The sequence below is a fragment of the Brevundimonas sp. ZS04 genome (assembly GCF_001956865.1).
Classification (GTDB): Bacteria; Pseudomonadota; Alphaproteobacteria; order Caulobacterales; family Caulobacteraceae; genus Brevundimonas; species Brevundimonas diminuta.
The window spans coordinates 50368-71661 of the sequence record NZ_MTHE01000005.1 but is presented as its reverse complement, the minus strand read 5'-3'; the positions used below and the strand labels follow the sequence as shown (position 1 = coordinate 71661).

Annotated in this window: 23 protein-coding genes; 11 read left to right on the top strand and 12 right to left on the bottom strand. The window is 67.9% G+C overall.

Annotated features, from left to right (window positions below; genetic code table 11):
• Window positions 1–465 carry a GFA family protein gene (locus tag BJP32_RS08295; RefSeq protein WP_076223639.1) on the bottom strand — a complete coding sequence of 155 codons (465 nt, stop codon included), beginning with the start codon at window positions 463–465 and terminating at the stop codon, window positions 1–3.
• A 16-nt stretch (window positions 466–481) separates the two neighbouring features.
• On the bottom strand, window positions 482–1588 hold the full coding sequence (locus tag BJP32_RS08290; protein ID WP_076223638.1) for an S-(hydroxymethyl)glutathione dehydrogenase/class III alcohol dehydrogenase: 1107 nt from the start codon (window positions 1586–1588) through the stop codon (window positions 482–484).
• Window positions 1589–1762: 174 nt separating this feature from the next.
• On the opposite strand from BJP32_RS08290, the gene BJP32_RS08285 reads away from it, so the two are divergent.
• Together BJP32_RS08285 and BJP32_RS08280 are read left to right on the top strand one after the other, a co-directional pair.
• On the top strand, window positions 1763–2650 hold the full coding sequence (locus BJP32_RS08285) for a LysR family transcriptional regulator (protein ID WP_076223636.1): 888 nt from the start codon (window positions 1763–1765) through the stop codon (window positions 2648–2650).
• Entirely contained in the window at window positions 2647–3348 is a 702-nt protein-coding gene (locus BJP32_RS08280; protein ID WP_076223635.1) for an NAD-dependent deacylase, read from the top strand. Before BJP32_RS08285 ends, BJP32_RS08280 begins: the two co-directional genes overlap by 4 nt.
• On the opposite strand, the gene BJP32_RS08275 is transcribed toward BJP32_RS08280, so the two are convergent.
• The 3 genes from BJP32_RS08275 to BJP32_RS08265 form a co-directional block, all read right to left on the bottom strand.
• A complete protein-coding gene (locus BJP32_RS08275) occupies window positions 3345–3668 on the bottom strand; it encodes a YnfA family protein (protein ID WP_076223633.1) in 324 nt (107 codons plus the stop codon). The genes BJP32_RS08280 and BJP32_RS08275 overlap by 4 nt on opposite strands.
• Entirely contained in the window at window positions 3665–4450 is a 786-nt protein-coding gene (locus tag BJP32_RS08270) for an RNA methyltransferase (protein ID WP_046652188.1), read from the bottom strand. The genes BJP32_RS08275 and BJP32_RS08270 overlap by 4 nt, the downstream gene beginning before the upstream one ends.
• Before the next feature lie 167 nt (window positions 4451–4617).
• Window positions 4618–5649: a hypothetical protein gene (locus BJP32_RS08265; RefSeq protein WP_003166049.1), complete on the bottom strand. Its 1032-nt coding sequence runs from the start codon at window positions 5647–5649 to the stop codon at window positions 4618–4620.
• Window positions 5650–6043: 394 nt separating this feature from the next.
• On the opposite strand from BJP32_RS08265, the gene BJP32_RS08260 reads away from it, so the two are divergent.
• Entirely contained in the window at window positions 6044–6607 is a 564-nt protein-coding gene (locus BJP32_RS08260; protein ID WP_040346148.1) for a 3D domain-containing protein, read from the top strand.
• A gap of 249 nt (window positions 6608–6856) precedes the next feature.
• On the opposite strand, the gene BJP32_RS08255 is transcribed toward BJP32_RS08260, so the two are convergent.
• Together BJP32_RS08255 and BJP32_RS08250 are read right to left on the bottom strand one after the other, a co-directional pair.
• Window positions 6857–7177 carry an Mpo1-like protein gene (locus BJP32_RS08255; protein ID WP_046652189.1) on the bottom strand — a complete coding sequence of 107 codons (321 nt, stop codon included), beginning with the start codon at window positions 7175–7177 and terminating at the stop codon, window positions 6857–6859.
• Window positions 7178–7355: 178 nt separating this feature from the next.
• On the bottom strand, window positions 7356–9248 hold the full coding sequence (locus BJP32_RS08250; RefSeq protein ID WP_233126777.1) for a DEAD/DEAH box helicase: 1893 nt from the start codon (window positions 9246–9248) through the stop codon (window positions 7356–7358).
• A gap of 168 nt (window positions 9249–9416) precedes the next feature.
• Here BJP32_RS08250 and BJP32_RS08245 point away from each other — a divergent pair, with 168 nt between their 5' ends.
• Both BJP32_RS08245 and BJP32_RS08240 read left to right on the top strand, forming a co-directional pair.
• Window positions 9417–10277 (top strand): restriction endonuclease, encoded by an 861-nt coding sequence (locus BJP32_RS08245; RefSeq protein ID WP_052747966.1) that lies wholly within the window; start codon window positions 9417–9419, stop codon window positions 10275–10277.
• A 97-nt stretch (window positions 10278–10374) separates the two neighbouring features.
• A complete protein-coding gene (locus tag BJP32_RS08240) occupies window positions 10375–10587 on the top strand; it encodes a hypothetical protein (RefSeq protein ID WP_003166055.1) in 213 nt (70 codons plus the stop codon).
• A gap of 10 nt (window positions 10588–10597) precedes the next feature.
• Here BJP32_RS08240 and BJP32_RS08235 read toward each other — a convergent pair whose 3' ends face one another.
• Complete coding sequence (locus BJP32_RS08235; protein ID WP_046652191.1) at window positions 10598–11287, bottom strand: helix-turn-helix domain-containing protein; 690 nt, start codon at window positions 11285–11287, stop codon at window positions 10598–10600.
• A 93-nt stretch (window positions 11288–11380) separates the two neighbouring features.
• Here BJP32_RS08235 and BJP32_RS08230 point away from each other — a divergent pair, with 93 nt between their 5' ends.
• The 4 genes from BJP32_RS08230 to BJP32_RS08215 all read left to right on the top strand — a co-directional run bounded on the left by BJP32_RS08230 (window position 11381) and on the right by BJP32_RS08215 (window position 13282).
• Window positions 11381–11824: a VOC family protein gene (locus BJP32_RS08230; RefSeq protein ID WP_046652192.1), complete on the top strand. Its 444-nt coding sequence runs from the start codon at window positions 11381–11383 to the stop codon at window positions 11822–11824.
• A 3-nt stretch (window positions 11825–11827) separates the two neighbouring features.
• Window positions 11828–12304, top strand: coding sequence for an SRPBCC family protein (locus BJP32_RS08225; protein ID WP_046652193.1), 477 nt, complete (start codon window positions 11828–11830; stop codon window positions 12302–12304).
• On the top strand, window positions 12301–12792 hold the full coding sequence (locus BJP32_RS08220; protein WP_003166059.1) for a VOC family protein: 492 nt from the start codon (window positions 12301–12303) through the stop codon (window positions 12790–12792). The genes BJP32_RS08225 and BJP32_RS08220 overlap by 4 nt, the downstream gene beginning before the upstream one ends.
• Before the next feature lie 136 nt (window positions 12793–12928).
• Window positions 12929–13282: a DUF1428 domain-containing protein gene (locus BJP32_RS08215; protein WP_003166060.1), complete on the top strand. Its 354-nt coding sequence runs from the start codon at window positions 12929–12931 to the stop codon at window positions 13280–13282.
• Window positions 13283–13382: 100 nt separating this feature from the next.
• On the opposite strand, the gene rpoD is transcribed toward BJP32_RS08215, so the two are convergent.
• Both rpoD and dnaG read right to left on the bottom strand, forming a co-directional pair.
• Entirely contained in the window at window positions 13383–15305 is a 1923-nt protein-coding gene (gene rpoD, locus BJP32_RS08210; RefSeq protein ID WP_003166061.1) for an RNA polymerase sigma factor RpoD, read from the bottom strand.
• Between the two features lie 74 nt (window positions 15306–15379).
• A complete protein-coding gene (gene dnaG, locus BJP32_RS08205) occupies window positions 15380–17260 on the bottom strand; it encodes a DNA primase (protein ID WP_076223631.1) in 1881 nt (626 codons plus the stop codon).
• 173 nt (window positions 17261–17433) lie between these two features.
• Here dnaG and BJP32_RS08200 point away from each other — a divergent pair, with 173 nt between their 5' ends.
• Together BJP32_RS08200 and BJP32_RS08195 are read left to right on the top strand one after the other, a co-directional pair.
• Window positions 17434–18639 carry a patatin-like phospholipase family protein gene (locus tag BJP32_RS08200; RefSeq protein ID WP_076223630.1) on the top strand — a complete coding sequence of 402 codons (1206 nt, stop codon included), beginning with the start codon at window positions 17434–17436 and terminating at the stop codon, window positions 18637–18639.
• A gap of 182 nt (window positions 18640–18821) precedes the next feature.
• Window positions 18822–19085 (top strand): hypothetical protein, encoded by a 264-nt coding sequence (locus BJP32_RS08195; protein WP_076223761.1) that lies wholly within the window; start codon window positions 18822–18824, stop codon window positions 19083–19085.
• A gap of 3 nt (window positions 19086–19088) precedes the next feature.
• On the opposite strand, the gene BJP32_RS08190 is transcribed toward BJP32_RS08195, so the two are convergent.
• Together BJP32_RS08190 and carA are read right to left on the bottom strand one after the other, a co-directional pair.
• Window positions 19089–20054 carry a hypothetical protein gene (locus BJP32_RS08190; RefSeq protein ID WP_076223629.1) on the bottom strand — a complete coding sequence of 322 codons (966 nt, stop codon included), beginning with the start codon at window positions 20052–20054 and terminating at the stop codon, window positions 19089–19091.
• A complete protein-coding gene (gene carA / locus BJP32_RS08185) occupies window positions 20055–21215 on the bottom strand; it encodes a glutamine-hydrolyzing carbamoyl-phosphate synthase small subunit (protein ID WP_003166068.1) in 1161 nt (386 codons plus the stop codon). It lies immediately after the preceding gene.
• Window positions 21216–21294 lie beyond the last annotated feature (79 nt).

The following is a 21294-nucleotide window of genomic DNA, read 5'->3' as shown; positions in this document are numbered from 1 at the left end:
TCAGTCGGGCCGCGCGCCCTCGCGAGCGTAGGCGCCCATCAACTCGGCGTAATGCTCAGGCGGCGGGAATTCCGGATAGCCGACCTTGGCTCCCGACTGAGCGCCGGGCAGACGCTCCGTCGTCCAGGTGTCGGCATAGGGAACGACCCACGCCCCGTCGTCCAGCAAGCTGGGCCTCAGGTTGACGAACTGCCCCCCGGCGATGCCGCGCGTGAACAGCCAGGTCTTGCATGACGGACAGAAGTGATGCTCCGGCACGGGATTGTGCAGGCCGCCGATCTCCGTCTCGCCCTCGACCGTCAGCCCCTCGCTGGGCAGCATCAAGCTCAGGGAATAGGCGCCGCCCGTCAGCTTCTGACAGGCGCGGCAATGACAGGCCGCCGCGAAGACCGGGGCCTGGGCGACCTGAACTTTCACCTGCCCGCAGAGGCAGGCCCCCGTCCACGGCAGTTTCCAGTCGCCCATGGCTGTATCCCTCTCGTTAGAAGACGATGACCGAACGAATGCTCTTGCCTTCATGCATCAAATCGAAGGCCTCGTTAATCCGCTCCAGCGGCAGGGTGTGGGTGATCATCGGGTCGATCTCGATCTTGCCGTCCATGTACCAGTCGACGATCTTCGGCGTGTCGGTGCGGCCGCGCGCCCCGCCAAAGGCCGAGCCCTTCCAGACGCGGCCGGTGACCAGCTGGAACGGACGGGTGGCGATCTCCTTGCCCGCCTCGGCCACGCCGATGATGACGCTCTCGCCCCAGCCGCGGTGACAGGCTTCCAGCGCCTGACGCATGACCACGGTGTTGCCGGTGCAGTCGAAGGTGTAGTCGGCGCCGCCCCCGGTCAGCTCGACCAGATGGGCCACCACGTCCGACACATCCTTCGGATTGACGAAGTGGGTCATGCCGAAGCGACGGCCCCACTCCTCCTTGTCGCCGTTGATGTCGACGCCGATGATCATGTCGGCCCCGACCATCTTCAGCCCCTGAATGACGTTCAGGCCGATGCCGCCCAGGCCGAAGACCACGGCGTTGGCGCCCGGCTCGACCTTGGCCGTGTTGACCACCGCGCCCACGCCCGTCGTCACGCCGCAGCCCACGTAGCAGGCCTTGTCGAAGGGCGCGTCCTTGCGGATTTTCGCCACCGCGATCTCGGGCAGGACCGTATAGTTCGAGAAGGTCGAGCAGCCCATGTAGTGGTGAAGGGTCTGACCCTTGTAGGAAAAGCGCGAGGTGCCGTCCGGCATCAGCCCCTTGCCCTGCGTGCCCCGGATCGAGGTGCACAGGTTGGTCTTGCGGCTCAGGCACGACTTACACTGGCGGCATTCCGGCGTGTACAGCGGGATGACGTGGTCGCCGACGGCCAGCGAAGTCACGCCCGGCCCCACCTCGACCACTACGCCCGCGCCCTCATGGCCCAGGATCGAGGGGAAGAGACCCTCGCTGTCCAGACCGTCCAGCGTATAGGCGTCCGTGTGGCACACGCCCGTCGCCTTGATCTCGATCAGCACCTCGCCCGCGCGCGGACCCTCCAGATCGACCTCGACGATCTCGAGCGGGCGTTTGGCTTCGAACGCGACGGCGGCGCGGGTTTTCATGGGTCTTAGTCCTTCGGACGCCCCTAACGCTCGCGACGCGGTCGCTCGCTGCTTCAGGGGCATGAGGTGGGCGGGTGATTTGGCGACCTTACTACGCCCGTTCCAGCTGGGTCGAAACGGCGACAACCGCAAAACATTATTGCTGTTAAGCAATAATCCTGATCCAACGTCCCCATGAGCCGCTGGGACGGGATCGACGAATTCACCGCTGTCGCCGAACAGGCCAGCTTCTCCGCCGCCGCCCGGCGTCTTGGCCTATCCACATCTGCCGTCAGTCGCGAGATCGCGCGACTGGAGGACCGCCTTCAAACGCGCCTGCTCCACCGCACCACCCGCCGGGTCGAGCTGACCGACGCAGGCCGCGACTTCCTTTCGCGCTGCCGCCGCCTGATCGACGAACGCGACGAGGCCCTGGCCGCCGTCCAGCCCGACGATCAGGCCCCGCGCGGCCTGCTGCGGATGACCTGTTCCGTCTCCTATGGCGAGCGCTTCATCGCCCCCGCCGTCAACGCCTTCGCGCGCCAGAACCCAGAGCTGAGGATCGAGCTGGATCTCGACAATCGCCTGCGCGATCTGGTCGGCGACGGCTATGATCTGGCGGTGCGCTTCGGCCACCTGACCGACTCGCGCCTGATGGCGCGGCGGCTGGCGTCACGGCGGCTGATCCTGTGCGCCAGTCCCGACTATCTCGCACGGCGCGGCGCCCCGCGCGACCTGTCCGAAATCGCCAGCCACGACGGCCTGATCGGCTCGGCCGAGCACTGGCGCTTCACCGAGGCGGGGCGCGAGGTCAGCCTTCGCCCCGCCGGCCGCTGGCGCTGCAACTCCGGCGCGGCGGTGCTGGACGCGGCGTTGCAGGGGCTGGGCCTGTGCCAGCTGCCCGACTTCTACGTCGCCGAGGCCCTGTCAGCGGGCGCCCTCGTCTCCCTGCTGGACGAGGCCCGCCCGCCCGACGAAGGCGTCTGGGCCGTCCACCCGCACCCCCGCCACGTCCCGCCCAAGGTCCGCGCCATGATCGACTGGCTGCACGACCGCCTGTCCGCGCCAAGGAGCCCCGCATGAACCTCGTCATCCTGACCGGCGCCGGCGTCTCCGCCGAGAGCGGGGTGCCGACCTTCCGCGCCTCGGACGGCCTGTGGGAAGGGCATCGCGTCGAGGCCGTCGCCACGCCCGAGGGCTTCGCCGCTGACCCGGCCCTGGTGCAGGACTTCTACAACCAGCGACGACGCCAACTGGCCGGCGTCCAACCCAACGCCGCGCACCGGGCGCTGGCCGATCTGGCGGCGCGATGGACGAGCGATTTTCTGCTTGTGACGCAGAACGTCGACGACCTGCACGACCGCGCGCACATGGACACGCCGCCCGCGCCGGGCTTCGAGCTGATCCACATGCACGGCGAGCTGAAGAAGGCGCGCTGCACCGCCTCGGGCGTCGTCTGCGACTGGCATGAAGACCTGGAGGCTAGCCACGCCTCGCCCCATCACCCGCGCGGGCGTCTGCGCCCGCACATCGTCTGGTTCGGCGAAATCCCGCTGGAGATGGAACGGATCGAGGCGGCGCTGGCGCGATGCGACCTGTTCGTCTCCATCGGCACCTCGGGCGCGGTCTATCCGGCGGCGGGCTTCGTCCAGCTGGCGCGCATGGCCGGGGCGCGGACGGTCGAGATCAATCTGGAGCCGACGCAGGGCGCGGGCCTGTTCGACGAAGGCGTCTACGGCCCCGCCAGCGAGACCGTGCCCGCCTTCTTCGGCGCGCTTTAGGCCCTCGGCCCGAACAGGATGATCGCGGCGCCGATCAGGCAGACCGCGCCGCCGATGACGTCCCAGCGGTCCGGCGTCGTCTTCTCGACCAGCGCCATCCACGCCAGCGACGCCACGATATAGACTCCGCCATAGGCCGCGAACGCCCGCCCCGCTGTCTCGGCCGGAACCATGGTCAGCAGCCACGCGAAGGCGATCAGACTGAGCACGCCCGGCGCCAGCCACCACGGCGAGCGATCCAGCTTCAACCAGGCCCAGAAGGCGAAACAGCCGCCGATCTCGGCGAGGGCGGCCAGGGGGTAGACGAGGGCGAGTTTCACTTATCCTTCGCCGCCGCCTCAGCCCGCTCGGCCGCCAGCTTGGCCAGCACCCGGCCTCGGCCCTTGGCCAGGGCGTGGATGGCGCCGCGCATGGTGGCGACCTCCTGCTCGGTGAAGGCCGCGCGGCCCAGCATGACGCGCAGATTCTGGCTCATCGAACGCTTCTTCTCGGGCGGATAGAAGAAGCCGCCGTTGTCCAGCTCCGCCTCCAGATGCTCGTACATGCCCAGCAAGAGGTCGTTCGACGCGGGCGGCTCGCCCTCGCGGAAGCGCGGCGGCGGGGCGTCCAGGATCAGGGTGCGCCACTCATAGGCGTTGATCGCCACGGCCTGCGCCAGGTTCAGCGAATGGTGCTTGGGGTCGATCGGAATGGTGGTGATCCCGGCGCACAGGGCGATGTCGCCCGTCTCCAGCCCCGCCCGCTCGCCGCCGAACAGCAGGCCGGTCTTCAGCCCCGAGGCCGTGTCGTCATACAGGATGCGCGCGCTCTCGCGCGGGGTGCGCACCGGCTGGCGCGTCTCGCGCGGGCGGGCGGTGGTGGCGAAGACGGTGTTCAGGTCGGCGATGGCCTCGGCCACGCTGTCGAACACCTTGACCCCGTCCAGCACCCAGTCGGCGCCGGACGCCGTGGCCCAGGCGCGGTCCTGAGGCCAGCCGTCGCGCGGGCTGACCAGCCGCAGCTCCGACAGGCCAAAATTGGCCATGACGCGGGCGACCGCGCCGATGTTGTCGGCCATCTGCGACTTGTCGAGGACGACGACGGGAGGGGTGAGTTCAGTCATGAGCGCTCAATAGTCCTTCTCCCCTTGCGGGAGAAGGCGGCAGTCCTCGGGCTTGTCCCGAGGGCTGACGGATGAGGGGTCTCGCCTCCCCATCCGTCAAAGCCTCGCGAAACCCCTCATCCGAGCCCTTTGGGCCCACCTTCTCCCGCAAGGGGAGAAGGAACAGGTCAGTCCTCGCCGACCATCGAGGTCCACGGGTCGACACGGCCCGCCTCGACCTCGGCGACCTTCACCGCCGGCCAGCCGATGCTGCTGTTCGCCGACACGCGCCAGGCGGCCGACACGAAGTCGCGCAGCTCCGAGGCCCCAGCCGCCAGCCGCTCGTTGACGAAGACCGCGCCGCGCGGGTCCGTGTCCTTGAACGCGCCCGCCTTTTCCATCCGATAGAAGGGGATGACGGTCGTCAGGGTGGCGTTCAAATGCGAGGCCGTGCGGGCGCGCAGGTCGAAGCCTTCGACGTTCATGGGCGCCATGGCCGCCTCGACCGCGTCCAGACGCAGAGTCCGGCTGGTGAAGGCGCCTTCGAAATCGCCGTGGGTGCGGCGCGACTTGGTGAAGCCCTCGGGGTTGGTCTCGCCCGCCCAGCCGTTGAAGTGGATGGTCGTGTGGTGCGGCTGGGACGCATCGCCGACGAAGTGGCTCAGCACGCCGATGTCGCGCAGGATCAGCTGCTCGCGGCGTTCGCGGTCGGCGCGATACCAGGCCTGCTTGGCCAGGTCCGGCTCGCGCGCCTCGGCGGCGGTCAGCACCCGCCAATAGGCGAAGTCGCGCTCCAGGTTCTGCCAGGCGTCCATGATGGCGTAGGGCAGGTAGCCCGCCTTATCCACGTCCAGACCGGCGCGGATCAGGGCGGCGTCGTATTCCGATTTCAGACGCGGCAGATCGGCCATGGTCATGCCGCGCGCATCCATCACCCGGCCCTGATCGTCCATGTCGACGAAGTGGGCGGTGTCGCGTTCGCGGTCGTGCGGCTGGCCCGCGCCCTTCCAGCGGTCGGGCTCGCGCGAATATTCGCCGACGTCAGACGCGGCCCCGGCCGTGCGCAGGAAGGCGGGCAGATCGCCCGGCAGGGCCCGCATGGCCGCCACGCCGATCACCCGGTGGCCCGAACTGCCCCAGGCCTCGACCTGAACGGCGGGCGCCGCGACCAGCACCAGGGCCGCGGCGGAAATCATCAGGCGTTTGACTTGTCGGTTCATGAGACGGCGCCGTTGGAAATTTCAGAAAGGGAAACGACGGCTTATCCCATTCCCGCGCACCGCTCCACCCGCCGCTCACGACCGCAGCAGCGCCGATCACGCCGCCGTTATCTTGGCGTCGGCGCCAGCTTTTCTTGCCAATAAAGTGTTAGCGCCCGCGATCAAGTCGTTAACGGCGGAGACGGCTACGACAGTATAGAACTTAAAATCGCTCAATACTTATACTCTATAGTCACAACAGCCTGACGCCGGAAGGCGATAGACTGGCCCTATTTGCGCCTTATCCACTACCGATACAGCGACTGATCTCATTCGCCGCAATTGCGCCGCAATTCGTCGTCAGAAACCGCCCTGCCGGAGCGTGTCGGGACCGGTGCTGCATGAAGTTTGAACGATGTTGAGCACGGCCGCCGCGCTTGCCATGTTGTGGACCATGGCCTTCTCCGGGTCCGGAGAGCCTGTCCCTTACGAAACGGCCGTCGCCCGCGACGCCGCTGTCGTAGAAGCCGCCGCGACGGCCCCCGGTTCCATCGACTCCGCCGAAACGGCGGACCTATCGGCCGAACAGCTCGAGCTGATGGCCGGCGATCCCGACTGGCGCGCCTCGGCCCGCCTCTATCACGCCGGCGGCGGCGGAGCGACCGGCAACGATTCCCTGGGCTGCCGCCCGATTCCGATGCGCACGGTCGCGGTCGACCCGCGCGTCATCCCGCGCCGCACCAAGCTGTTCATCCGCGAGACGGTCGGCCTGCAGATGGCCGACGGCACGGTGCACGACGGCTACTGGTACGCCTCCGACACCGGCGGCGCGATCAAGGGCGCCAAGATCGACCTCTACACCGGCCACGGCCGCGCCTCGATGCGCCCGGCCATGAGCCTGAACATGAAGACCCTGACCATCGCTGACGCAGGCGATTTCGACGGCTGCCCCCCGGCGTGGGAGACCGCCTCGAACTGAGGCCTTTCAGCCTGACGACAAAAAGGGCGGCTGGTTCGATCCGGCCGCCCTTTTTCGTTCTCCTCCCTACGCAGTGGGGAGGTGGCGCGGCGCCGAAGGCGACGCGACGGAGGGTCTGCTTGGTTCCGCGACCTAAAACCTGACTGCCTGCACAGGGCTCGCCGTCCCGGCCCCTCCACCGCTTGGCTGCTCCGCGCCGCCCTTCGGGTCGCGGTCCCCCTCCCCATTGCATGGGGAGGAAAGCGTCAGTCAGAACTTCCGCTTGCCGCTGACCGTCTCGAAGAACAGGCGGAAGTCGCCCATCAGGCTCCACAGCGGATATTTGAACGTCGCGGGCCGGTTCTTCTCGAAGAAGAAATGCCCCGCCCAGGCGAAGCCGTAGCCGACCAGCGGCATGGCCAGCAGCCACCAGGGATTCAGGGTGAAGCAGAAGGCCACGAAGGCCGCGATCACCAGCCCCGTCCCGACCACATGGATGCGGCGGCACGTCCGGTTGGAGTGCTCATGGATGTAATAGGGGTAGAAGGCCTCAAACGAGGCGTACCGCCCTTGGGGTTGCTCGATGCTCATGGCCCCAGCCTGCCCCCGGATCGCGCCGGGGGCAAGCCAAAGACCATCGATCAGGGATCAGCGATCAGTCGAAACGCTTGCCCGCCTTCTTCGGCCCCTTGGCGAAGGGCTTGCCGCCGCCCTTGAAGTCCGGCTTGCCCTTGAAGCCCGCCTTGGGCGTGAAGGGCTTCTTGTCGCCCTAGCCCTTGAAGCCCGGCTTCTTGCTGAAGCCGCCCTCGCCCGGCGCCGCATCGGTGCGCGGCGCATAGGGCTTCTTTTTGAAGGAACGCTCGCCATCCGCGCTGCGGCCTGCGTCGCCCTCAGGGCTCCACGGCTTCTTCTTGAACGGCGGGCGGGCCTGACCGTCCTCGTCGCGACGGAAGGGCTTCTTGGCGAAGGGGCGGGCTTCGCCGTCCTTCTCGAACTTGCGGTTGCGGGCGCCCTTCATCGAACCGGGCGTCGGCGCCTCGGACGGGGTGATGCGGGCCTCTTCCTTGCTCTGGGCAGCGGCGGCGCGGAAGGCGTCGGCGTGGGTCAGGGCGACCTCGAAGCGCGTCTCTTCGGGGAAGGTGCGGATCGAGCCGATCTGCTGCTTGGTGATGCCGCCGATGCGGCAGATCAGCGGGATCAGCCACTTGGGATCGGCGTTGCGGTTGCGGCCGATGTCCAGGCGGAACCAGCTGACTTCGTCCGGCTGCAGCCGATCGCCCGGCCACGGCGCGGGGGCGTATGCGTCGCCGCCCGCCGCATCGCGATCCTTGCGCGGCTTGCGCTGCGGGCCCTCGCCCGGATCGGTCAGGTCTTCCGGCGCGGGCAGGTTCTTGCGCAGCAGCACCAGCAGGGCGCGGGCCAGATCGTCCGGCGTGCGCTCCTTGACCAGCTTTTCGACCAGACCCGCATCCTCGTCCGCGCCTTCCTCGGCGAAGACGGGGGCGGCCAGCAGGCGCTGCTCGTCCTGAGCGCGGATTTCATCGGCGGTCGGTGCGCCCGACCAGACGGCTTCGACCCCGGCCGAGCCCAGCAGCATCTCGGCCTTGCGGCGACGGCTGTGCGGGACCAGCAGGACCGAGATCCCCTTCTTGCCCGCCCGTCCGGTGCGGCCCGAGCGGTGCAGCATGGTCGCCTTGTTGATCGGCAGTTCCGCGTGGATCACCAGCCCCAGATCGGGCAGGTCCAGCCCACGCGCGGCCACGTCGGTGGCGACGCAGACGCGGGCGCGGCGATCGCGCAGCGCCTGCAGCGCCTCATTGCGCTCGCGCTGGCCCATCTCGCCCGACAAAGCCACCGAGGCGAAGCCGCGCTCGACCAGCGAGGCCTGAAGATGGCGCACCGAATCCCGCGTCGCGCAGAAGACCAGCACCCCCGGCGCCTCGAAATAGCGCAGGACGTTGACCACGGCGCGCTCGATCTCGTTCGGGGCGATGCGCAGGGCGCGGTATTCGATGTCGTTGTGCGGCTGGCTGCGGTCGACGGTGTCGATGCGCACCGCGTCCTTCTGATAGCGCTTGGCCATGATCGCGATGTCGCGGGCGATGGTGGCCGAGAACAGCAGGGTGCGGCGCTCTTCCGGCGCCTGGTCGAGGATGTATTCGAGATCCTCGCGGAAGCCCATGTCCAGCATCTCGTCGGCTTCATCCAGCACGACGACGCGGGCGGCCGACAGGTCCAGCGCCCCGCGATCGATATGGTCCTTCAGGCGGCCCGGCGTGCCGACGACGACGTGGGCGCCGTAGTTCAGGGCGCGGGCTTCCTTGCGGGCGTCCATGCCGCCGACGCAGGTGACGATCTTGGCGCCCGCCTCGGCGTACAGCCATTCCAGCTCCGCCGCGACCTGCAGCGCCAGCTCGCGCGTCGGTGCGATGGCCAGCATCAGCGGCGTGTCCGGTTGACCGAACCGTTCGTCCTCGCCCAGGAGGGTCGGCGCCGCCGCCAGACCGAAGGCCACCGTCTTGCCCGATCCGGTCTGGGCCGAAACCAGCAGGTCCGCCTCACCATGGCCTTCCAGCACGGCCGCCTGGACCGGCGTGGGCTCGGCATAGCCCTTGTTCAGCAGGGCGCGGTCAAGCGCGGGATGGATCGCGGGAAAGGGCATGAAAGGCCTGGAGTTCAGATGCGAGGCGACCGTCAAACGGCCGCGCCCGGCGAGGCGTCGCAGCCTGCCGGGCGTCGGGGAAGGCGCTCCCTATACACGAATAAGGGCCGGGGTGGGGCCGAATCGATCTACCCGTTTCAAAAATCAACAATCCGCCAAAATGCTTAGATGACCTCGCCGCTTTCGGATGCGCCCCCTTTTGAAGCCTTCATGCAGCCGATTGTTGATCGGCTTAAGGCCCATGGCCGTTCGCTGACCAACGCCGAAATGCTTGAAGATATTTCCGAGCACATGGGCCTTTCCGACGAGGTTTTGAATCTCAGGCACGGCAAGTGGAACCAGTTGGTCGTCGATCAGCGCCTTGGCTTCGCACGAAGCTGGCTCAAGCTTGGCGGGGCTGTAACCAATAGCCAAAGAGGCGTCTGGAGCCTGACTCCGGCAGGCGCCGCCATGACGGCGTCCGAGATCGCAGCCATCCCCAAACAAGTGCAGAAGGCCTATGCTGCGCAGCGTGCGAACGCGGTCACGGAAAAGCTCGACCCGCCCCAGGTGCTGCAGGAAGCCGCACAGGAGGACTGGAAGGATCAGCTTCTTTCCGTCTTGCTCCAGCTGGAGCCTTCCGCGTTCGAGCGGCTTTGCCAGCGCCTCTTGCGTGAATCCGGCTTCACCCGCGTCGAGGTGACCGGCAAAACCGGCGATGGCGGCATAGACGGAACCGGCGTCCTGCGCATGAACCTGCTGTCGTTTCAGGTCATCTTTCAGTGCAAACGCTGGCAAGGGTCCGTCGGCGCATCGACGGTCCGCGACTTCAGGGGCGCTATGGTTGGCCGCGCTGACAAGGGCCTGATCATCACGACCGGCACATTCACAAGCGAAGCTCGAAGAGAGGCGACACGCGACGGCGCTCCCGCAATCGACTTGGTAGATGGCGACACGCTCTGCGACCTTCTGAAGGAGCGCAGCCTTGGCGTATCCGTCCGCATGGTTGAGGAAGTCACAGTCGACAGCTCCGCCTTCAGCGCCATTTAGAAAAACGACCGCCGTTCACCACGTCCGTTGATCGGGCGTTGACCACGCAGGGGCGATGCTGGCCGGGTTCAGACCTCCGTCCGCCGAAGGATCATCCATGATCTCGCCGCTCAGCACCGCCGCCGCCGGGATGCAGGCCGCCTCGGCCCGGCTGGAGGACAGCGCCCGCCGCGTCGCCACAGGCCGGATGGACGACTACGCCGTCGAGGCGGTCGAGCAGATTCGCGCCAAGAGCGAGTTCTCGGCCAACGCCGCCGTCGCCCGCACGGCGGATGAGATGACGGGAACCCTGCTGGATATCCTGGTCTAGGCCCTAGCCGTTACCCCGCCTTGTCCGGCAGGTGGAAGAAGTCGACGAACCGCGCGAACATCGCCCGGTCGCCCTCGATCATCATCGCCCCCTCGCCTTCCAGCGCCTCTAGCGGAACCTTGCCGTAGACGGCGGCGGCCACGACCTGGGCCGGCGCGCGCACCACGACGTCGCAGCCCTCGACCTCGCCGCGCATGGCGTCGATGACGCCGCTCGCCACGCTTACGACCATCCGGTCCTCGCCCAGCGCAAAGCCCAGCCGCATCTCGGCGCCCTGCGCGCGGGCGGGATCGAACATGGTCTTGAACGACTGCATGATGGAGACGGCGCTGATCGGCAGGGTCGGGTCGTGCTGGGGCGAGCGCGCGGCCCAGCGGCCCAGCACCATGAAGACCGGCTCGATCTCATAGCCCCAGTCGGTCAGCTCATAGACCTGGACCGAGGCGGGCGGCGGCAGCTTGCGGCGCCGGACCACGCCCGAGGCCTCCAGCCCCTCCAGCCGCTGGGTCAGCACATTGGCCGACAGGCCGCACAGGTCTTTTCGCAGGTCGCTGAAACGCCGCGGCCCCATCATGAGTTCTCTGATGACCAGCAAGGCCCACCGCTCGCCCACCAGGTCCAGCCCGTGCGCCGCCCCGCAGGCGTCGTGATAGCGCCGGGATCGGGATTCGGACTTATTAGTTACTTTTTCTAACTTCATGGTTGACTAACATAACATCAAGGCGCAGAACGACCAACATCATAGGGCAGGCCGTCCGGGGAGGGAGGGCCGCGCAAGGGAGGACCACCGCCGATGCCCAAGCTGATCTTCATCAACCTGCCGGTCGCCGACCTGCCGCGCTCCGTCGCCTTCTATGAGGCGGTCGGCGCGACCCTGAACCCGCTGTTCTCGGACGAGACGGCGGCCTGCATGGTCTTTTCCGACACCATCCACGCCATGCTGCTGACGCATGAGAAGTGGGCGACCTTCACCGACCGCGCCATTCCGGACGCGCACAAGACGGCCCAGGTGCTGATCTGCGTGTCGGAGGACAGCCGCGAGGGCGTCGACGCCGTGGTCGACCGAGCCGCCGCCGCCGGCGGCCAGGCCGACCCCAACGCCAGGCAGGACTACGGCTTCATGTACGGCCGCAGCTACGCTGATCCCGACGGCCACATCTGGGAGGTCATGTGGATGGACCCGGAAGCCGCCGTCCAGGGGCCGGAAGCCTTCGCCTCCCAGGTCGGCGGGGGTTGAGCCATGAACGACCTCTACGAACTCAGCGTCAGCCGCTTCATCAAGGCCTCGCCCGAGACGGTGTGGCGGGCCTGGACCCGGCACGCGACCGAATGGTTCACCCCGCGCCCGTGGAGCACGGTGTCGGTCGACCATGACCTGCGCCCCGGCGGCCGCGCCGACGTCGTCATGCAGTCGCCCGAGGGCGAGCGGCATGAGTATCGCGGCGTGGTGCTGGAGGTGGAGCCGGGCCGCCGTCTGGTGACGACCGGCGCCTTCACCGAAGGCTGGATCCCGCAGCCGGGCGAGATGAACTTCGTCCGCATCGACACCTTCGAGCCCGAAGGCGACGGCACGCGCTACACCGCCCGCGCCCGCCACTGGGACGAAAAGGCCATGCAGGCCCACCGCGACATGGGTTTCGAGCCCGGCTGGGGCGCCGCCGCCGACCAGCTGGCCCAGGTCGCTGAAACCCTGAGCCCTCAGGAGAGCGCGTCATGAGCGACAAGATCATTCCCTGTATCTGGTACGACCTCGGCCAGGCGAAGAAGGCGGCCGAGTTCTACGTCTCGCTGGGCCTGCCCGACAGCCGCATCGAGCGCGTCGTCGCCAGCCCCGCCGACAATCCGTCCAGCCCCGAAGGGTCCGAACTGGTGGTCGAGTTCACCCTGGCCGGGCGCCGCTACGTCGGCCTGAACGGCGGTCCGAACTTTCCCCAAACCGAGGCCGTGTCGTTCATGATCATGACCGACGACCAGGCCGAGACCGACCGCCTGTGGGACGCCATCGTCGGAAACGGCGGGGCCGAAAGCGCCTGCGGCTGGTGCAAGGACCGCTGGGGCGTGAACTGGCAGATCACCCCGCGCCGCCTGATGGCCTTCTACGACGACCCCGACCCGGCCCGCGCCAAGGCCGCCTTCGAGGCGATGATGACGATGCACAAGATCGACATCGCCGCCATCGAGGCCGCTGCTGACAGGATCGGGTAGGCCAAGAAGCTAAGCCGTTCGATCTGTCGCATTCGACCAAGACGACGACCCCGCCCGCCCCGACGATCCGCCTGCCCTCAAACAGCGAGCCGCCGCGCGGCGAGCGATTGGGGCCAACCTCCGAAGGAGAACCAAGATGAGCTACATCACCGGCTTCCTGACCCCCGTGAAGACCGAAAACAAGGACCGCTACATCGAGTCCGCCCGCGTCGCCTGGCCGCTGTTCAAGGGCTACGGCGCCTTGGCCCATGTCGAGAACTGGGGCGTGGACGTGCCCGACGGCAAGGTCACCAGCTTTCCCATGTCGGTGAAGCTGGAGGACGGCGAGGTCGTCGTCTTCTCCTGGCTGATCTGGCCCGACAAGAAGACCGCTGACGACGCCTGGGCCAAGATGCAGGACGACCCCGCCATGGCGAACATGGACATGCCCTTCGACGGCAAGCGCATGATGTGGGGCGGCTTCGAAACCGTCTTCGACGAGAAGCAGTAAAACCTCGCCCAAGGCCCTCCCCCTCGATGCGGGAGGGAGACCGCGTCAATAAAAAAGGGCGGCCCCGTCGGAGCCGCCCTTTTCCAATCATTTTCCCGGATCAGCTGTCCAGGAAGCTCCGCAGCTTCCGCGACCGCGAGGGGTGCTTCAGCTTGCGCAGGGCCTTGGCCTCGATCTGACGGATGCGTTCGCGCGTGACCGAGAACTGCTGGCCGACCTCTTCCAGGGTGTGGTCGGTGTTCATGCCGATGCCGAAGCGCATCCGCAGGACGCGCTCTTCGCGCGGGGTCAGCGAAGCCAGCACGCGGGTCGTCGTCTCGCGCAGGTTCGACTGGATGGCGGCGTCGATCGGCAGGACGGCGTTCTTGTCTTCGATGAAGTCGCCCAGGTGGCTGTCTTCCTCGTCGCCGATCGGGGTTTCCAGCGAGATCGGCTCCTTGGCGATCTTCAGCACCTTACGGACCTTCTCCAGCGGCATGGCCAGGCGTTCGGCCAGCTCTTCCGGGGTCGCCTCGCGGCCGATCTCGTGCAGCATCTGGCGCTGGGTGCGGACGATCTTGTTGATCGTCTCGATCATGTGCACCGGAATACGGATGGTGCGCGCCTGGTCGGCGATCGAGCGGGTGATCGCCTGACGGATCCACCAGGTGGCGTAGGTCGAGAACTTGTAGCCGCGGCGGTACTCGAACTTGTCGACCGCCTTCATCAGGCCGATGTTGCCTTCCTGGATCAGGTCCAGGAACTGCAGGCCGCGGTTGGTGTATTTCTTGGCGATGGAGATCACGAGGCGCAGGTTGGCCTCAACCATCTCCTTCTTGGCCTGACGGGCCTCGCGCTCGCCCTTCTGCACCATCTGGACGATGCGGCGATAGTCGTCGATCGGCACGCCCGCCTCGGTGGCGACAGCGGCGATCTGGGTGCGGATCGTGTCGATCTGGGCGGCTTCATTCTCGCTGAACTTGGTCCAGCGGACGCCCATCTCCTTGATGCGCTCGGCCCAGGTCGGGTCCATCTCCGAGCCGAAATAGGCCTTGAGGAACTCAGGCCGCGAAATGCCGTAGCCGTCGGCCAGACGCAGCAGGCGGCCTTCCTGGCCGATCAGGCGCTTGTTGATGGCGTACAACTGCTCGACCAGCGCCTCGATGCGGGCGTTGTTCAGCTTCATCGTCTTCAGGCGGTCCGAGATGGACGCCGTCAGGGCCTCATAGGTCTTCTGGTCCTTGGCGGTCAGGACTTCGCCCTTCAGGCGCGCCTCGACCAGCTTGTCCTGCAGCTTGCGGAACTCGCCGAAGTCGACGGCGATGGCGTCCAGCACCTCCATGACGCCGTCGCGCAGCTCGGCCTCCAGGGCCGAGATCGACATGGCGCCGCCGTCGTCGAAGTCCTCGTCGTCGTCCTCTTCGCCGTCGCCGTCCGGCTCGCCGGTCGGCTGGGCCGGGGCGGGCTGGTTGTGCGGCAGGGACGAGGGATTCAGGATGCCGTAGGTGGCGTCCAGGTCGATCACTTCGCGCAGCAGGATGCGGTTGTTGGCCAGCTCCTCGCGCCAGACCATGATGGCCTCAAAGGTCAGGGCGCTTTCGCACAGGCCCGAGATCATGGCGTCGCGGCCGGCCTCGATGCGCTTGGCGATGGCGATTTCGCCCTCGCGGCTCAGCAGCTCGACCGTGCCCATTTCGCGCAGATACATCCGCACCGGGTCGTCGGTGCGGTCATAGGCGGCCTTGGCCGGGGCTTCGGCGACCGAGGTCTCGGCGGCGGCGGCCACGTCGGTGCCGGTCGCCTCGGCGGCGTCCTCTTCGGCTTCGACGACGTTGACGCCCATCTCCGACAGCATGGCCAGGATGTCTTCGATCTGGTCCGGCGTGACTTCTTCGGACGGCAGAACCTTGTTCAGCTCCTCCATCGTCACATAGCCGCGCGTCTTCGCCTGGCGGATGAATTTCTTCACCCCGGCGTCGGTGAGATCGAGCAGGGGCCCGTCGGCGTTGGTTTCGGCGTCCTGCGTCTCGGTCTGCGCGCTCATTCAGTCTGTCTCCACGGCCACGGAGGGTGATCAGGCCCCTGCGGCGAAAATACAACGCCCGACGACTTCGTTGGTTACGAAGAAGCCGCGTCTTCCCAAATCGTTCCGGTCTTGATGGCTCGCCGCAAAGCATCGCGCTCAGCCTTCACCAGGGCGAAAGCTGAGTTATCGAAGGCCCGATGAGCCTCCGACTTCGCTGAAGCCAGCGCCTCGTCCAACGCCGCTGCGCGGGTCAGAGCGTCGAACGCTTGCGACCACCGGATCCTCGCCTCGCCGAGGGGCTTGTCTGCAGCCAGGAATGGCGCGCCGGACTTCGCCGCCGCCTTCTCGACCTCGTGCATCAAGGCATCATGACCCGATTGGGCCAGATGGCGGCGCAGGGCGGCGGAGTCAAGGGTCCGGCCCGAGAAACGCAGTCGAACCAGCTCCTGGGCCAGCCCGTCCAGGGCCGGATCGCCGAAGCCGTAGCGCGCCACCGCCTCCATGTGATCGTCCAGCCGCTCCGGGTCGTCGATGGCGCCGTGGGCCAGGGCGGCGGCGATCGGCTCGACCGATCGGAACAGGGCCTGCATGGCCTGCGCCCCCTCCACCGTCTGCCCCTGCAGGGGCGGCGGACCGCGCCAACGCCCGCCCGGCCCCGGCCGTCCGCCCGACTGCGGCGGCCGCTGCTGTTGCTGACGCGGGAACAGGGCGTCGAAGCGATCGAACAGGTCGCGCCTGTATTGCTCGGCCAGATCCTTGTCCTGCACCGCGTTGGCCGCCTGACGCAGACGCCCCTTCAGCCCCGCCTTGCGTTCGGGCGTGTCCAGCGGTTCGGCCTCCACCTCGCGGCGGAACAGCACCTCGGCGAAGGGCCGGGTCGTCGCCATCGCCTGACGCAGGGCGGGCGCCCCGCGATCGCGCAGGATGTCGTCCGGATCCTGCCCGCCTTCCAGCAGGGCGAAGCGGAACGATTTGCCCGGCTTCAACAGCGGCAGCGCCCGCTCGATCGAGCGATAGGCGGCGCGCAGGCCCGCCGCGTCGCCGTCGAAGCTCAGCACCGGCTCGGCCGAGACGCGCCACAGACGCTCCATCTGCTCCTCGGTCAGGGCCGTGCCCATCGGCGCGACCGCAGGCAGGCCCGCCCGCTGGCAGGCGATGACGTCCATATAGCCTTCGACGACGATGATGCCCTGCTCGCCCCGGCTCTCGGCGCCCATGATCCGCCGCGCCTCCGGCAGGCCGTACAGGGTCGCTCCCTTGTGAAACAGCGAGGTCTCCGGCCCGTTCAGATACTTCGCCCGGTCGTCCGGGTTCATCGCCCGGCCGCCGAAGCTGACGATGCGCCCGCGCGCGTCCAGGATCGGGAACATCAGCCGGTCGCGGAAACGGTCATAGGGCTGGCCGCCCCCTTCCGGCGCGATCAGCAGCCCCGCCTCGACCAGATCGCCCGGCCGCGCCCCGCGCTGGATCAGCGCCTGCTTCAGCCCCTCGCGGTCGTTGGGCGCATAGCCCAGGCCGAAGCGCTCCCACTGGTCCTCGGGCAGGCCGCGCTTTTCCATGTATTCGCGCGCCGCCTTGCCGACGCTGCGGCGCAGATTGGCGGCGAACCACTTCTGGGCCAGGTCCATCCAGTCGGCCAGCCCCTGACGCTTCTGTTCGCGCTCGGCGGCCTGGGGGTCTTCGGCCGGAAGCTGCATCCCCGCCTCGCCCGCCAGACGGCTGACCGCCTCGACGAAGCTGAGCCGCTCCGTCTCCTGCAGGAAGCTGATGACGTCGCCGTGCTTGCCCGAGCTGAAGTCGTGGAAGAAGCCCTTGTCGTCATTGACGAAGAAGCTGGGCGACTTCTCCTTCGAGAAGGGGCTCAGGCCGACGAACTCGCGTCCCTGACGCTTGAGCTTCACCGTCCGCCCGATGATGTCGGACGGCCGAAGGCGGGCCTTCAGCTCCTCGATGAACCGTTCGTCAAATCGCACGCCTGACCTATGCCGTCCGATGGCGGGCAAAGGCCAGCCCCCGTCCGCTCGCCGCCGCGACGGCCCCCGGCCAAAACGCCGCCTGGGGATAAGTCCGGGGACAACCGCCTGACTTCCTTCTGTCGCACGACTGGGCTTTAAGTCGTGCCAGCCTTGCCGGAGCCCTTGCGATCATGCGCCACCTTCGCCTGCTGATCCTGCTGCTGCCCGCCGTCTTCCTGACGCTCGGCGCCTGCCAGACGATCCCGCGCCCGGTCTTCGACGCCGCCGACCTGGCCGCCGCCAGTCCGCCCTGGCGCTATGATTTCCGCACCGAGGACGAGCGCGCCCGCTTCGTGCGCGAGACGATCAACGCCCAGAACGCCGCCCACGACGGAGCCTTCGACATCCTGGCCCTGTCCGGCGGCGGGGCCAATGGGGCCTATGGCGCGGGCGTCATGGTCGGGTGGAGCCAGGCCGGAAACCGGCCCGACTTCGAGGTGGTGACGGGGGTGTCGACCGGCGCCCTGATCGCGCCCTTCGTCTTTGCCGGCCAGCGTTTCGACCCGGCGCTGGAGCACGCCTATACCAGCGGCCAGACCGACCAGCTGCTGAAGTCGCGCGGCCTCTACGCCCTGCTGCTGCCCGGCGTGTTCAAGCCCGAGCCCCTGACCAATCTGGTGCTCAACAACATCTCGCCCGAGCTGCTGGCGGCCATCGCCGAGGAACACCGCAAGGGCCGCCGCCTCTATGTCTCGACCACCAGCCTGGACACCCAGACCCAGGTCGTCTGGGACATGGGCGCCATCGCCCAGCGCGACGACCCGGCCTCGCGCCTGCTGTTCGTCAATGTGCTGATCGCCTCGGCCAGCATCCCCGGCGCCTTCCCGCCCGTCCTGCTGGACGTCGAGCATCAGGGCCGCCGCATTCAGGAGCTGCACGTCGACGGCGGCACGGTGTCCAGCTTCCTGGTCGTGCCGCAGGCGCTGCTGCTCGACACCCCGTCCAACCGCCCCCTCGGCGACGCCCGGATATGGATCGTCGTCAACGGCCAGTGGGATCCTCGCTTCGAAGTGGCGCGCATCTCGGCGGTCAGCATCGCCGCGCGCAGCTTCGACACCATGATGAAGGCGCTGCAACGCTCGGATCTGACGGCCGTCACCCAGTTCGCGCACCGTCACGACATGACCCTGTCGGTCGCCGCCATTCCCGATGAGGTCGAGGCCAACACCCTGGACTTCACCCAGGCCCACATGACCGCCCTGTTCCAGGCGGGCGAGGCCCAGGCCATGGCCGGCCGCGCGTTCGAGCGGCGGGTCGATCCGTCAGAGGCGCGCCCCAGCCCCCGCCGTCGTACGGACCAGGCCCCCAGGGTGGTCCTCGGCCCGCCCGGCGGTTAGGATTTCATTAACCATATTGACCGGATTGCGACAACAACCATCTGATTACGAACAATATTTTTCGTATAACGGCGGAACTATCCACAGCTCCTGTGGATTCTTTCAGCGCCCCTGAGAAGCAGAGGCCGTTCCGACGGCGCCGCCGCAGACCGTGGCCGACGCCGTCCCAGATGAGTTTTCGCATGTTCATCGCCATCGCCCGCCCGGCGGTGGAGCCCCAAGGCCCCGACGCCGTCGCCGTCCCCGGCTCTCCCGCTGTCCCCACGCTCAAGCCGCGCGCGCTTCACGCCCGCCTGCTGGCCAACGCCGCGTTGAGGCGGCAGCGCGGCCGGCGGCGTCGGCAGGAGAATCGCAACGAGGACGCCGACTACTGGCTGCACGCCGCCTGCGTCGCCGTCGGCAAGGCGGCCGATCTGCGCCGCGCCGAGGCCGCGCCCCTGCCCTGAGCCTCAGCGCAGTTCGGGCAGACGCCGCGCCAGGGATTCCTTCAGCTTGCGCCCGCGCTCCGACAGGCTCTTGCCCCGCCGCCGCTCGCGCACCTCGAAGCCCCGCCCCCAGCGTTCGTGCATGGCGGCCATCAGGGCCGGGTGGCGGTCGTACTGGTGTACGATCGCGCTGATCCCCCCGTCCGGGTTGACGATCCGCCCCTCCGCCAGGGATAGGTCCGCGCTCGAGGTCAGGCCGATCGTGGCGATCCGGCCGTAGTTGGGGGACGCCTCCCCCTCGACCAGCCCCAGATGCAGGGCGATGTTGCAGGCCGCCTGATCCGCCCCGAAGGCGCCGCCGATCTCGGACCTCGGAATGGCCGCCAGCATCAGCAGGGTGCGGCAGAAGCGGATCATGCTCTCGCGCGGTCCCATCACCGTGCCGACGCAGACGCACGGCTTGTCGGCCAGCGCCCGCGCCACGTCCTCGCCGCCGACGCCGCGCAGATATTTCATATTGAAGGCGTGGCCCTTCAGCCCACCGTCATACTCGACGAAGAACTCGGACTTCAGCGGCGGCGGGTCGAAGGGCGGCGCCTGGAAGACCACGTCGCGCACATCGGTCATCAGCACGCTGCGCGCCCAGGGCCGCTCGCTCATAAGCCTGTCGAAGGCGGCGAACCGCTGCATCACCGGGTGCGGCCGCCAGGCGCCGTCGGGCAGGCGGGCGGGCGGGACCGACGCCACGTCGTGCTCGGCCAGAAAGGCCAGAAGCGCAGGCTCCTGATCCGTCACCAGCACCACCGGCCCAGCGTAGACCGCGCGCAGCGAGCGCACGAAGACCGCCACGTCGGCGGCCTCATACCCCGTGGCGTAGCCCAGGATCAGATCATGTTCGGCCGCCGCAATGGCTGGAGAAGCCCCCCTCTCCCCTGCGATCGCAGCAGAAACCCAGCCGAGATAAGCGGACTTCGCTGCGGGAGCCCCCATTTACGCCCTCATGGAATCCACGAAACGCTTGAACAGATAGAGGCTGTCGGTCGGACCCGACGAGGCCTCCGGGTGATGCTGCACGCTGAACACGGGTTTATCCTTCAGCGCAATCCCGCAGTTGGTGCCGTCGAACAGCGACACATGGGTTTCAACCACGGCCTCGGGCAGGCTGTCGCGGTCGACCGAGAACTCGTGGTTCATCGACACGATCTCGACCTTGCCCGTGGTCAGATCCTTGACCGGGTGGTTGGCGCCGTGGTGGCCCTGCTCCATCTTCAGCGTCTTGGCGCCCAGGGCGATGGCCAGCATCTGGTGGCCCAGGCAGATGCCCATCAGCGGCTTGCCGCTGTCCAGCAGCTTCCTGATCTCGGGCACGGCGTATTCGCCGGTCGCGGCCGGATCGCCCGGACCGTTCGACAGAACCACGCCGTCGGGGTTGCGGGCCAGAATCTCTTCCGCCGTGGTCGAGGCGGGGACCACGGTGATCTTCACCCCGGTCGAGGCCAGGGCGCGCAGGATGTTGCGCTTCACGCCGTAGTCGACGACCACCACCGACGTGTCGCCGGCCTCGGGCTGGGCGTAGCCGGTCGGCCATTCCCAGGCGCCCTCGGTCCATTCGAAGGCCTGGGTGGTCGAGGCGTCCTTGGCCAGGTCCAGACCGACCAGGCCCTTCCAGTCGCGCGCCTGGGCCGTCAGGGCCTCCAGGTCGAACTGGCCGTCGGGGGCGTGGGCGATGACGGCGTGCGGGGCGCCCTTCTCGCGGATCAGCTGGGTCAGGGCGCGGGTGTCGACGCCCGCCAGGCCGATGACGCCGCGCGACTTCATCCAGGCGTCCAGCCCGCCCGAGGCGCGCCAGTTGGCCGGATCGGTCGGCACGTCGCGCAGGATGACGCCGCGCGCCGCGCGCTCGGGCGCCTCGCCGATCTGCTCGACGTCTTCCAGGTTCACGCCGACGTTACCGATGTGCGGGAAGGTGAAGGCCAGGATCTGGCTCATGTACGACGGGTCGGTCAGGATTTCCTGATAGCCCGTCATCGAGGTGTTGAAGACCACTTCGCCCAGGGCCGAGCCGGTCGCCCCGACGCCGATCCCCGACAGGACCGTTCCATCTGCGAGCACGAGGACGCCGGTGGCGCCGGACAGGATTTGAGTCGTCATGGCGCAGGGCTCCTAGCAGTGAATACGGGCGGACAAACGGCGGCGTCGCTAAAGAGATGAAGGGGGCGTGTCAACACAG